The organism is Bacillus sp. S4 (genome assembly GCF_040838205.1).
GTDB lineage: Bacteria > Bacillota > Bacilli > Bacillales > Bacillaceae_G > Bacillus_A > Bacillus_A cereus_U.
Genome location: NZ_JBFPJI010000076.1, coordinates 1 through 13896 on the forward strand (window position 1 = coordinate 1; position 13896 = coordinate 13896).

Sequence of the window (13896 nt, forward strand, 5' to 3'; positions counted from 1 at the left end):
GGTAAAGCCATGAATCTTAACAAAGATTTAACATTGGCTTGCGTATACTAAAAAACGAGGTGATTTTAAAAATGAGAATTCTCATTGTGGAAGATGAACTTGATTTACAGCACTCCATTAAAGAGGGGCTTGAAATAGATGGATATGTGGTGGAGACCTGTGATAACGGCGAAGATGCGTATGAACTTTTATATATAGAAAATTATGATTTGGTTGTTCTGGATCTTAATCTACCTAAAATGGATGGGTTGGAGGTCCTAGAAAAAATAAGAGATGAAAAGCCAGAACTAAAGGTACTGATATTAAGTGCAAGAAATAGTGTGAACGATAAAGTAAAAGGTTTGGACTTTGGAGCGAATGATTATCTTGCAAAACCTTTTGATTTTGCAGAATTGGAAGCCAGAATTCGAGGATTGTTAAGGAGGAGATTTATCCAGGAAAGCAGTCTTGTTTCCTGTGGAGATATCAACATAGATTTATCAAAGCGCATTGCTTTTGTATGTAATGAGAAACTTTCCCTTACAAAAAAAGAATTTGCTTTACTTGAATATTTTTTACTCAATAAAGACAGAGTCATAAGCCAAGAAGAAATGATTGAACATATTTGGGATCAAAATGCAGATAGCTTTAGCGGTGCTATTCGTGTCCACATTGCAACATTAAGGAAAAAGTTGAAAGAAATTCTAAATTATGATCCGATTGAAACAAGAATTGGCCAAGGGTATTTTATTACTCAAAAAGGTGATAAAAATGATGATTAAAAAACTATCGCTCCGTTGGCGACTCACTTTAATTATTTCTGTACTTTTGGCAGTATGCTGCATTGGACTTACATTTATTCTCAATTTTTCTGCCAACAGAATGGCAGAAACCATTGAGGCTACTCAAATGACACCTGCTAAAACCGTTGGTGAGGAAGAAACTATTGTTGAGGAGGGAATCGTTGGTGCAGAAGGAATCAACGGATACCCACCATTGGATATGAACCAAGATGTAAATTACGCAGAAGTAAATTTCCGTATGGAAAGTATCCTATATGCAATGATTATCATTTTGGCTGGTGGAGGCTTAACATATTATTTATCTGGAAAGGCTTTGAAACCACTTAAGCATCTAAACGAACAAGTCAAAAGCATCAATGCCCATAATCTTTCCAGGGCATTGGACGTACCACCTACTAAAGATGAAATAGCGGAACTTACAGGGTCCTTTAATAATATGACTGATCAGCTAAACGCTGCTTTTGAAATGCAACAACGGTTTTCAGCAAGTGCAGCACATGAGCTTAGAACCCCCCTTACGGTTTTGCAAACAAAGGTGGATGTGTTTAAAAAGAAAAATGAACACACAAGGGCGGAGTATCACACCCTTATTACGGTTATTGAAAAACAGACAAGCAGATTAAGAGGTTTGGTAGGTAATCTTTTAGATATGAGCAATATGGATGAAATAATCCAACAGAATAATATTACTACGGAAGACTTATTTGAAGATATTATCTTCGAGCTTTCTGGTATTGCTAAAGAAAAGAATGTCCAATTGTCTTTGAATGGTGATAACAGCGTTATTCATGGGAATATAGATTTACTTTACCGTGCGTTTTATAACCTTGTTGAAAACGGTATAAAATATAATGTGAATGGTGGAAGCGTCACTATTGGAGTATCGGGTAGATCTGCTGAAAAGGTTTTAATCACTGTAAAGGATACAGGTATAGGCATTTCTGAAATCGATAAGAAAAATATTTTTGAACCATTTTATCGTGTTGATAAATCTCGTTCCCGTGAAATGGGCGGAGCAGGCTTGGGGCTTTCGATTGTAGAAACCATCGTTAAAAAGCATAAAGGCACTATTACTGTAAGTGACAACGAAACATGTGGTACTTGCTTTACGGTAACGCTAAATAAAATGAAATCAAGCAAAATGTAAATACAGAGCTTTGAATAGAGGATGACCCTCATATTTTAAAGCTCTGTATTTTTTTGTGCATATTTGCATTTTCTTAACAGGGATTTAACATCGGTTGCTGTAAAATGACACTATCCAATCAAGTGGGAAGTTTCGTTGTACAGTTAATTAAAATAGTATCAAGAAGTTTTATCACTTGTGAAGAAATAAATTGATGGAGGATAAAGTTAATGTTTGAAATAAAAAATGTATCGAAGCAGTATAAAAGTGAATTCGCTTTATACAACGTCTCAATGAATATCAACAAAGGACTGAACTTTATTGTTGGTTCTTCAGGCAGTGGTAAAACCACACTTCTTAAAATCATGAGTGGTATGGAACAAGAATTTGATGGAGAGGTACTGTATCGCGGTAAAAATATAAAAGATTTATCTGCCAATGAAAAAAGTTATTTTTACAACAACATATTTGGCTTTGTATGGCAGGATTTTAACTTAATTGAGGATGCTACGGTTTTAGACAATGTACTGTTGTCAGAGTATCTAAAAGGTGAAAAAAATATAGAAAATGCTGAAAAAATCCTTAAAGATCTAAAGATCTTTAACTTAGCACACACAAAGGTGAAAAAACTTTCAGGTGGTCAAAAACAGCGTGTTGCCATTGCACGAGAACTTATGAAAAATCCAAAAGTCATTATTGCTGACGAACCCACAAGTGCTTTAGACGGAAAAAACGCAAAAATAACAATGGATATTTTAAGAGCTATTTCTAAAAATCGAACAGTTATTGTTGTAACCCATGATACATCTTTAATTTCTGAAGAGGATCATATATTTGAACTGGATAAGGGCAAGCTTATTTCAAAGTCAGAAATTCCATTTACAAAAACGCCTACACTTACAATGAAAAATCGTCCTAAGTTATCGCTGGAAAATTCTTTGTCACTTGCAAAATCTAATATAAAAAGTAAATTTGGGCGTTTTGCGGTAGCAACTCTCTCTCTTATGGTTGCGGCGATCCTATTGCTTACAACAGTGAATGGTGTAATTAACAACAGCAGTCAGGCAGCGTTTGATAAATTATTGGATACTTATGATAAAGGAATATTGAACATTACCGTAGTTGATAATTTTACAAGTGCAAGCGGTACAGAGGGAAATAACGATGAGGGACCAAAGGCAGATGTAACACAGAACATAGGTGGATTATATGAACAATTTGTAAATGATAAGCGAGTTGGATTTGGAGTGCTTATACCAGACAATATTAAGAATATAAATGTCAATGTTGATGGAAAAGAATACAAAGTTGAAAGTACTGGTAGCGTACCTCACATTAACAAACTTTTATCGGGTAAAATGCCTATGGGAAACAGTAATGAGGTTGTTGTTCCTGAAAGCTTTGTGAAAAAATTAGGTATCGATAATGAACAAGCAATTGGAAAAGAGATCACCTTCAATAGTTCCATGTATAATCTGGAAAGTGGTGAACCTTTATTAAAAGACGTTTCAATAAAGGCAAAGATCGTTGGTGTAATTGATGCAAATTTAGTATATGAATATGAAGGAAAGACGATGGAACAATACATTGATGATGCTTTCTTTTTTAGTAAAACTGCACTCGGTGAAATGAGAAAACAAGCGGAAATCCGTTCTGAAAAGATGGGTTTTATCATTCGTGCAAAAACTCCAGCAGATATGATTTCTATTAAAGATGAGTTAAATTCAAAAGGTATCGTTCCTATTGGCGATTTTGAACGAGTTGAGGACATTGTAAGACTTAATGCACAAACGACCGAACAAACTGAATCTGCAAGCCTTAGTATTACTCTTTTATCAGGTGTGATGGTAATGGCGATCTTTCTTATTACAGGCATTATGAGAAAAAGAGAATATGCCATTTATAAGATCAGCGGTTATAATAACAAGCATTTAAGCTTACTCATTTTCAGTGAAACAGTCATTGCAATGGCTACGGCAATTCTTTTCTTGCTTGTTACATCTCCACTTATCAATTTGGTAACAAAAGCCCAGTTTAGTGTTGATATTTTAAATGCAAAAATGCTGTTCACAGGTGTACTTTTGTTAGTGGGAGTTGCAGTTGTGGCATTTGGAGTAACTATCTCTACTTTTGTTAAAGTCAATGTATCCACAGCGCTTAGGACTGGTGATCGATAATGATACAGATAAAAAATCTTACAAAAAAGTATGATGAAACACTTATTTTTGACAATATGAGTTTTGATTTTCCAAGCAAAGGACTTATATGCCTTGTAGGTGCTTCAGGTAGCGGTAAAAGTACGCTTCTTAATATGCTTGCTGGCTTTGACAGCACCTATGACGGTGAAATATCCGTAGGCGATACATCAATTAGTAGAATGAAAGTAGATGAGCTTTGTGCATATCGAAGAGACAATATCGGCTTTGTTTTTCAAAACTATCATCTTTTAAGTGGACATACCGTGCTTGAAAATATCTTGCTTTCCTCAGAGTTACATCCTGTGGGGAAAGCAGAATACATCAATAATGCTGAGAAACTTTTAAATCAACTTGGATTGTCATCAAAGGCAAATGAAAATATAGAAAATCTTTCAGGTGGTCAAAAGCAAAGAGTTGCCATCGCAAGAGCGTTAATTAGCAATCCATCAATTATCTTGGCAGATGAACCAACTGGAGCGTTAGACCGTAGCAATTCAACGGAAATAATGAAAATTTTGAAAGAAATATCAAAAGACTGTTTAGTCATAGTCATCACACACGATCAAAAAAACTGTGACTTCGCTGATGAGGTAATGTCTATCGAAAATGGTAGAATTGTTGCTGATAATAAAGTGGTTAAAGGCACTGAAAAAAGCGAACATAAGGTTACATTTAATCCGACTGCAAGAGTTTCTGCTTTTAAAAGAGGACTTAAAAATTTCAAAGTACATTTCATGCGATACATGTTGGTCAGTTTAGCCATTTCTATCGGCATTCTTGCCTTTATGTTGTCCTTATCTTCAGGGAATATTCTGGAACAGTCTATTGCTGATTTCAAAGAAAAAAACACCGCCTTTAACAATGGCTACATCAAAGGGGAAGATGACGGAACAGTTTTTCAACTGTTAAAATCTGATCAGCGTATCGAAAATGTTTATTATCAATACAAAATTGATAATGTGTCTTTAAGCATAGAAGATAAATCTGAAACAATGATTGAGAAATATCCAACGCCAAAGGCTACCGAAAGCATGTCTTATGGAACTATGCCAAAAAGAGGAGCTAATGAAATATCCCTTACGCCAAGCCTTGCGAAAAAATTCAATAATAATTTCAAAGGTTTAATTGGTCAAAAACTCACATTAAAGTATGAAGGAAAAGAGTACAAGTTGAAGATAAGCGGTATCTTTAATGCTGGCTATGATGATTTCATTGTAAGCAGTGATGTTGAACAGAAGTTTTATAAGAATAATAAGGATAAAAAATGTTATTCAATTAGTTATGATGTGACAAGTTTTGATGATATTGTTTCTGTGAGTGAAATGCTGAAGGCAAAAGATATAGACAGTAAAAATGTTTCAAGCGAAATTGCAGCCTTACAAAATACCTTTAACAGCCTTAGCCGTCTGTTCTTAGTAGTATCTATTTTGATTTTAGCAATTGGTCTCTTTATCAGTGTTATTCTGCTTGTTAAATTACAAAATTCGAGATATAGGGAATTAGGACTGTTATCTGCACTAGGTTTTAGTAAAGGTACAATACGAAGAATGATAACCTGCGAAAATATGTTGTTATCGGGAATGGCAGCTGTTTTTAATGCTGTCTTAATCAGTTGCGTCTATCTTGTAAGTATTACTTTTGGGTTAAGCCTAGTTATCACGATACCTCAAATGATGCTTTCTATTCTTGTGACAGTTATTGTTATCATCGTAATAAGCATAATAGCAAGTCATAAGCTTATTCATACTGAGCCAGCTGTTGCGCTAAGAAGGTAAATACCGCAATAGTAACATGGTTACCTACCAAATAAAAATTAAAGATATTCAAACTAGCGAAGAAAAAATTGAATACTATTTATTCACAAATTAAAAAATGAAGTTGTTTCGGCAATTCTTTATTTTTCACAAGAAGTTTGTCAAGTGTTACACTTTTGTGAATAAATGTACTTAAATTAACGGGTGTGTTAGCTTAGGATTGGAGCTGACCTATGTCAGTTCCTTTTTTATTGATGGAAACTTCGAGATTAGATCACGGTAGAAGGGGTACGGAAACGATTCAAAGAATAACCCGCCACGACTGAATTTTTTTTCCATTTAAGGAAGGAACCTATCAGGAAATAAGATAGGTTCCTGTTTTATTATATAAATGATTTAGAATTATAAAATTATAATAAGGGGTTAATCATGCCAAGCATTCAAGATACCATTTATCCTAGAATAAAACACAATCTATCAGAACAGGATTTAGAAGAATCCTATACACCGCTACATGCAGAAATACAATGGGCTGAATGTAAATCAAGGGGAAATGTTCAGCAATTGGGGTTGTTAGTGTTAATAAAAGTCGTACAAAAACTAGGGTTTTTCCCACAATTTTTAGATATTCCTCAAACAATTATTCATCACATTGCTAAAAAAGCCTTTTTACCGATACCAACAGTAGAAGTTTGGAATTCTTATGGAGAATCAAGAACTTCAATCTGTTACACAGGCCGTTGATTCATCATTTCATAATAATAAACAAGTACGTATTAAAATGGTGAAGTGGTAATTAAAAAACTAGTAAAACGGAAATATCCACCTCAACTCAAAGAGCTAGAGTCTTATATATACCAAAGATTAGAACCTATTAATGTATTAGATGTTTTAGCTGATACGGAACATTGGCTAAATTGGACTCGCTTTTTTGGTCCTATTTCTGGTTATGATGCAAAGCAAGATCATGCGGTTGATCGCTATATTACCAATGTATTTTGCTATGGTTGTAATTTAGGACCAACTCAAACAGCTCGTTCTTTAAGTACTTTTGATCGTAAACAAATTGCTTGGATTAATCAACGACATGTAACACATGAAGCCTTAGATAAAGCGATTCAATATATTATTAATGCCTATAATCAATTTGATCTACCAAAATATTGGGGTGATGGGAAAAGTGCTTCAGCTGATGGAACGAAGTGGGATTTATATGAGCAAAATCTGTTGTCTGAAAATCATATTCGCTATGGTGGATATGGTGGTATAGGATATTATCATGTTTCAGATACCTATATTGCTTTGTTCAGTAACTTTATTCCTTGTGGAGTATGGGAAGGAGTCTATATATTAGATATTTTAATGAATGATAAAGTAGAAATACAACCTGATATTATCCATTCTGATACACAAGGGCAAAGCGTAACGGTATTTGGGTTATCAGCTTTGCTTGGAATTCAGTTGATGCCTAGAATTCGGAATTGGAAGGACTTGAAGCTATTTCGCCCTAGCAAGGAAGAAGTATATGAACATATTAATGAACTTTTTTCCGGAGAAATCGATTGGGAACTCATACAAAATCATTATCCAGATATGATGAGAGTAGCTATGTCTATTAAAGCAGGCAAAATAACACCGTCTACTATCCTAAATAAATTGGGGACATATAGTAAAAAGAATAAGCTATATCAAGCATTTAGAGAACTTGGAAGGGTGATAAGAACTACATTCTTATTACAATACATGGCTGATGCTGGATTAAGAAGCACGATTCAATCCGCTACAAATAAATCAGAAGCTTTTAATGGTTTTACAAAGTGGTTACTCTTTGGCGGTGATGGAATTATTACTGAAAATGATCGAGAAAAGCAACGGAAAATCATTAAATATAATCATTTAGTTGCAAATTGTCTCATTTTTTATAATGTATTTTCTTTATCTCGTATTCTTCATCATTACATACAAAGTGGGTGTGAATATAATGAAGAATTAATATCGTATTTAAGCCCTTATATAACCGTACATGTAAATCGTTTTGGAGAATATCGTATTGATTCTAACCGAAAAACACCCCAACTCCCGTTTGATGTAGTAATTAGGTAAGCGTAAAGCCATCGTTAAAGAAGGTAAGTACTGTATACCTGGACTCCATTTTGGTCAAACTTTTTCAAAATGGAGTTTTTGATGTTTGTTCTTAAATAAGGATTAGTTATTTCTTTATAATCAAACCTTATTACAACGCTACATGAATCGATAACATAGAATAACAAACTAGTATAAAGATATACATAATAAAATCAGCATCTATTAATAGTAATATCAAGAATTACTTCCTAATATATAATACTTGATGTATATGTATTTATATGTAATTTTACATATCCAAATAAAGGATGGGACTCTGATAACGCAGGAATTACTCTATATAATGGAAGCCGTGGTGACAATGAACAATTTGTATTTTTCCCACTTGATGGAGGAGCATATGCAATTGTAAACAAAAATAGTGGAAAACCTGTAACATTTGGTGGTCTAGCTTACTATTGGACTGATGGTGTTCGTGATGCTCCTGTTTTGAATGATCAGGCTTTGCGACAAACGAAATGGACTGGTTCCCCTAATGAACAATGGTATTTACGAGACAAGGGAAATAATAATTATGAAATTGTGAACCAAGGAACTGGGAAAGTTGCATCTTGGGCGGGGACGTCTGTTCCGGGTGGATATTTAGATTATGTAGATTTGGATGAATCAAATCCTTCTGATAATGATAGGCTATTTCACATTCCAGCTGCTCGAGGTACTTTTTCATTACCAACCTTACCAACTGTAGGAGAAAGACCACAAGCTCCAGATTATAGTAGTATTCCTCCTATTGATCCTATTGATAAACAATTACCTCAAACTTCAGAGTCTGTTGTTGTTGGGGCAGCTTTAATACCATCAATTATGGTAAAGGATAATAATGCGAGTGATAAAACAAAAATACACAATTCACCATATTATACTTTAGTAAAAGAAGAATATTGGGAAAAAGCATATTCAGACATTATTCCTGCTGGTGGCAGTCGTCAGTATACACTTAAAAAAGGTGTAAGTAAAACAGATCAAGAAAAGATGACTGAAACGGTTGGTATGAGCTTTGGAGTAGACTTAGGATTAAAATTTGGAGACTCATCTCTAGCACTTAAATCGAGTATTTCAAAAACATTACAAACAGAAATTAGTACAACTACTACGGACTCTAAGGAAGAAACAACTGTAAAGAATACTCCAAGTAAAGATGGTAAAAACACAGGATTAACAGTATATCAACTGGTAACAAAGTATACGTTAAAGAGAACAGACGGTTCAGCTGTTTCAACTCCTTGGATTGTAAAAGACCCTGAGCAAGCATTACCAAGAACACACGCAGTTAATTAGAAAACATATTACGATACCTGTCAACAGTAAGTGGACAAGCAAAGCGATGGAGCCCCCTCAAAAAATGAGGGGGTTTCCCTTGTTACAATTATTTGTTTACTTCAAATGATAAAATAAGTATTTGTATTCCTATTAAATATTCCCCTTGGCTATATTTAATAGGAATACATGTGAGGAGAAAAGAAGATGCAAAAAATTTTTTTAGCAAATTTAGTAGCATTTGCAATACTAACGAGTATGTCTTTTGAACATAACGAAGTCGTAACGAATTCTAAAGAAGAAACTGAAGAGGTGCATTTAATGTCTATCATGCCATTTGAGTATTAAAAAAGAAAAAATCACTAATGATTAACATAAAGCCTCCCTAAAACAACTTGTTTATTTGGTTATAACAATTATCGGTTATATTTTCTTAGTGTTATTCAGGTTCGAAAAAGGCGAAACGTCAAGTAACTCCCAAATATACAATAAAGGTTGATTTTAGAAATAGTAATTTGTAACTTTAGGAGATAATTTGCTTAGTTTTTAAATGATAAATTGCATATAGATAGAAAAAGGAACTCGAGAAAAGAGCCTATACTCCTTTCTCGAGTTCCTTTTTGATGCGATAAACGCTCAAGCTTTATAAAATAAATTGATATTCTAAATCCGTAATTATTTTTCCCCTTCATTTTGATTGAATAGGAAATACGCTGCAAAAAATACTGCAGGTACGTTAATTGCAAGTGCAATATTATTTAAAAAATCAGTTGTCTGTGAAAACACAATAATCAGTGATGTTACTGCGACAAATAATGGGAGTGTCTTATTTATATTTGTGACTAGTTGTTGCTTGTGAAAATGTCTTAGTATAAAATAAATACCTATTAAAATTGGTGAAGTAAGGAATACTCCCCAATATCCCCATGCATCTTCAATAAACCAAGGGAAAAAGCGCATACGTGAAGTAAAGATAAAAAGATTTAGTATGATAGTTCCGACTAATAGACTATTTAATATAATGACTTTCTTGTTTTTCTCCATTGTAATTACTCCTTTAAAATTTAATTACTCATTAGTTAATTCGTGAAAACGATTCATGACTTCTTCCTCTTCGAACGTGCTATACCAACGATACTCACTATCATCTAAAATACGAAAATGCTGACTAATCACATTTTGTTGTACTCGAAACTTTCCTTTTTTCGCAATCTCATTCCAAAACATTTTTCCACCTAATGTTTTTACTTTTGGAGTATTCATACCATCGTGAGCTAGTGTTTCAATTACTTCAAAAGGTTCTTCTCCTAAAATATGTTTTAAGATTTGACTATCCTTAAATAAAGCACAAACTACGACTGCATTCGTCCAACCAATGGATGTTCTTTCTTTTTCAATTTGAACCAGTGTCTTTTTAGAAATGCCTAGAACAGTGGCCATTTTTTCTTGAGAATATCCCCTTTCAAGACGAATCAGTCGAGCATTCTTAGAAATCAAATCAATTACAGTTTCTTTATTCAAATAACATCACCTTCATGGGTTTTAGTGTTCATTTCTACTAATAGTGTAATATTACACTATTAGTTATCTTTTGTAAAGGGGAGACATAATGGGGGAATATTTACATTAGTTGATAGTTGTTTATGTCTCAAAAAGTGTGTTTTTTAACCTTTCTAATGTCCGCTACTGTTTATTGTGTGATTTGGTTCTTTTGCTACACAACCCCTTTATCACTTAAAAACTACGCAAATTATCCCCTAAAGTAACACAGATTGGCCCCTCATACCCAGAATCATTTCCATACCCCAACAAGAAACGGATAGAAAGTTATAAATATTATAATTTTTAAAAAATATGCAATTTTACATTAATGATAACAAGATAATGTTTTTTCTGTATAATTCCTTAATAAGATGCATCTTTATTATACATAGTATTGAGAGGAGAAATAAATATGAAGAAATCCGTCGTTACATTACTAGCAACCGGAATGGTTTTAGGTGCTCCATTTTCAAGTGCCTTTGCAGCAGAACAAGTATCGCAGCAAGAAGCTTTAGACAAAATGGAAGTCGTTCAAAAAAAGTGGAATGATGAACAAGGAAATCCATCTTTCCTTTCAGGAAAATTATCTGATAAAAAAGTAGATTCAGAAAAGGCGGTAAAATCATTCCTTGAAGAAAATAAAGAATTATTTAAAATCAACCCACAAACTGACTTAACACTGAAAGAAGTAAAGTCAGATGATTTAGGAATGAAACATTATGTGTACATTCAATCTATTAATAAAGTTCCAGTTGATGGTGCACGTTTCATTGTTCATACAGATCGTGATGGCAAAGTAACAACGGTAAACGGAGACGTACATCCCGCTGCCGCTGAGCGTTTGAAAGGAAATACAAAGGCAAAGATTTCAAATGAAACTGCCCTTTCAAATGCATGGAAACATATTAATCTAGCAAAAAAAGATACATTTGTAGAAACAAATGGGACTCCGTTAGAACAAATGAAGGAAACTGTAAAATCTACAAATGAAAAGGCAGATTTAGTTGTTTATGAAAAAGACGGGAATTATTACTTAACTTATAAAGTACAATTACAATTCATTAAACCTTATGGAGCAAACTGGAAAATATATGTAAACGCAGAAGATGGAACAATTGTAAATTCATATAATGCAGTTACAGATGCAGATACTCCGCAAAAAGGCTATGGCAACGGCGTATTAGGGGATCGAAAAAGCCTGAATACAACTTATAGCAGTCAATATGGAAAATACTATTTAAAAGACACAACAAAGCCGATGAATGGTGGCGTTATTGAGACAACTACAACTAATCATGGCACTGATTGGAAAAATCCAGATAATTACGCTCTATTCGATACAGATAATGCTTGGATAGATAAGAGCCAAGCTCCTGCAGTTGATGCTCATTTTAATGCAGGAAAAGTATATGATTATTATAAAAATGTTCATAACCGTAACAGTTTTGATGGAAAAGGTGCAACAATTCGTTCTGGAATCAATTTTGGAACCAACTACAATAATGCATTCTGGAATGGACAACAAATGGTTTATGGTGATGGCGATGGTGTTGAATTTGCACCGCTTTCAGGTTCGCTTGATGTTGTTGCACACGAACTAACACATGCGGTAACTGACAAGTCAGCTGAGCTTGAATACCTAAATCAATCCGGGGCACTAAATGAATCTTTTTCTGATGTATTTGGATATTTCGTTGATCCAGCCAACTGGGATTTAGGAGAAGCTGTAACTACGCCAAAAGTTGCAGGAGATGCACTTCGCAGCTTATCAAATCCTGAAAAGTATGGCCAACCTGCTCATATGAATGACTATCAATATTTACCACCAACAGAAGAAGGAGACAATGGCGGCGTACATATCAATAGCGGTATTCCAAATAAAGCTGCTTATTTAACAATCAATGCTATTGGTAAGGAAAAAGCAGAAAAAATCTACTACCGTGCTTTAACAACGTACCTTACACCAACTAGTGATTTCAGCAAGGCACGTGCTGCATTATTACAATCTGTTGCTGATTACGATGGCGTTAATAGCGCGACATATCAAGCTGTGCAAAAAGCTTGGAATGACGTAGGAGTAAAATAATAGTTTCATTGATAGAAAAGTGTAAAAGGGCACGCTTGCTAGGAGTATCTGGCGAAGGTGTCCTTTTTCACTGTATTAGGGATGGTTTTGGTGCAAGAAATCTAGTAAACTTGGACATACTGATACTAGTAGGGGTTCAGCCGAGATATATACGTTATCTTAACCAAGAAAATTAAAGTATGAATTTAAAAGGGCCCTTACGTTGAATACATATACTCAACGTAAGGGCGAATTATTTTTGGTTTGAAATAAAGCTTGATTAAAAACAACTTAGGGATCTGTGTAGCCGATTTCCTTAACGTACAGAAAATGGGCTTGTTGGTTCGTTACTCGTTAAAAATGTTTGTAAAGCTTCTAGCGGTTATATCAACTTGCATTTTATTTGCTAGAATACCATTTAGCTAACCACTCATTCCATTTATCTTTTTGAATAGTAATGGCAAATATAGTGTTTTTATCAGGCTTGTCAGTAAGATATACGGATGTATCATGAACAGATAAATATTGTCCGTGGTTATTTTTTAAAGAGAAGCTTTCAAATCCATAATCAACAAGTGTCCATACTTGTCCATAAGCGCGAAATCCTGTAACGGCCACCTCACCATTTGCAGATGTAAGATAGGTTGCATTTGCTTCTATGTACACCTTGTTAGTTCCTTTTTCAATTGGAATAATTGTAAATATACTTCTATCTTCTGGGATCCAATTAGCTGAAGTAGAAATATCCGTACTCCCCTCCCATGTTCGCAAGACGTTATCCCCATTTCTAATTTTCACAGAAATAGAAGAACATTCTTCATTTTTATGTTGTGTAACGGCGGCCAGCTTACGTCTCTTTATCTCAGCAAGCTCATCAGAGGTATAACTAAAAATATCAGATTCTTTTACTGGATTCGAAGTTAATGTTGCCAGTTTTCGTTTCTCTTCTGGTAGTGCATGAAAAAGTTTCTCTAGGTCAAAAGAAGCACTACCTGGTTTTATATTTGGAAACTCCTGTCTAATATAC

At 34.2% G+C, this 13896-nt stretch carries 10 protein-coding genes and 2 pseudogenes; 9 read left to right on the top strand and 3 right to left on the bottom strand.

The window, feature by feature from the left end; all coding sequences use genetic code 11:
• The first annotated feature begins 71 nt into the window (after positions 1-71).
• From AB3X48_RS10470 to AB3X48_RS10505, 8 genes and pseudogenes are all read left to right on the top strand, one after another.
• Positions 72-761, top strand: coding sequence for a response regulator transcription factor (locus AB3X48_RS10470; RefSeq protein ID WP_070138712.1), 690 nt, complete (start codon positions 72-74; stop codon positions 759-761).
• Between the two features lie 127 nt (positions 762-888).
• Positions 889-1929 (top strand): sensor histidine kinase, encoded by a 1041-nt coding sequence (locus tag AB3X48_RS10475; protein ID WP_088099341.1) that lies wholly within the window; start codon positions 889-891, stop codon positions 1927-1929.
• A gap of 209 nt (positions 1930-2138) precedes the next feature.
• Positions 2139-4085, top strand: coding sequence for an ABC transporter ATP-binding protein (locus tag AB3X48_RS10480; protein ID WP_088099298.1), 1947 nt, complete (start codon positions 2139-2141; stop codon positions 4083-4085).
• On the top strand, positions 4085-5881 hold the full coding sequence (locus AB3X48_RS10485) for an ABC transporter ATP-binding protein/permease (RefSeq protein ID WP_088099299.1): 1797 nt from the start codon (positions 4085-4087) through the stop codon (positions 5879-5881). Before AB3X48_RS10480 ends, AB3X48_RS10485 begins: the two co-directional genes overlap by 1 nt.
• Before the next feature lie 408 nt (positions 5882-6289).
• Positions 6290-6604, top strand: a complete 315-nt coding sequence (locus AB3X48_RS10490; RefSeq protein ID WP_106408185.1) for a DUF4158 domain-containing protein — start codon at positions 6290-6292, stop codon at positions 6602-6604.
• A gap of 45 nt (positions 6605-6649) precedes the next feature.
• Positions 6650-7963 (top strand): Tn3 family transposase, encoded by a 1314-nt coding sequence (locus AB3X48_RS10495; RefSeq protein ID WP_246908225.1) that lies wholly within the window; start codon positions 6650-6652, stop codon positions 7961-7963.
• Between the two features lie 285 nt (positions 7964-8248).
• A pseudogene (locus AB3X48_RS10500) lies at positions 8249-9283 on the top strand (RICIN domain-containing protein); the annotation flags it as partial.
• A 186-nt stretch (positions 9284-9469) separates the two neighbouring features.
• On the top strand, positions 9470-9610 hold the full coding sequence (locus AB3X48_RS10505; RefSeq protein ID WP_165762441.1) for a hypothetical protein: 141 nt from the start codon (positions 9470-9472) through the stop codon (positions 9608-9610).
• A gap of 327 nt (positions 9611-9937) precedes the next feature.
• Here AB3X48_RS10505 and AB3X48_RS10510 read toward each other — a convergent pair whose 3' ends face one another.
• Entirely contained in the window at positions 9938-10306 is a 369-nt protein-coding gene (locus tag AB3X48_RS10510) for a hypothetical protein (RefSeq protein ID WP_088099301.1), read from the bottom strand.
• Between the two features lie 24 nt (positions 10307-10330).
• Complete coding sequence (locus AB3X48_RS10515) at positions 10331-10783, bottom strand: helix-turn-helix transcriptional regulator (RefSeq protein WP_088099302.1); 453 nt, start codon at positions 10781-10783, stop codon at positions 10331-10333.
• Between the two features lie 433 nt (positions 10784-11216).
• Here AB3X48_RS10515 and AB3X48_RS10520 point away from each other — a divergent pair, with 433 nt between their 5' ends.
• A complete protein-coding gene (locus AB3X48_RS10520) occupies positions 11217-12890 on the top strand; it encodes a M4 family metallopeptidase (RefSeq protein WP_088099303.1) in 1674 nt (557 codons plus the stop codon).
• 378 nt (positions 12891-13268) lie between these two features.
• Here AB3X48_RS10520 and AB3X48_RS10525 read toward each other — a convergent pair.
• Positions 13269-13896 (bottom strand): annotated as a pseudogene (locus AB3X48_RS10525) (hypothetical protein); the annotation flags it as partial.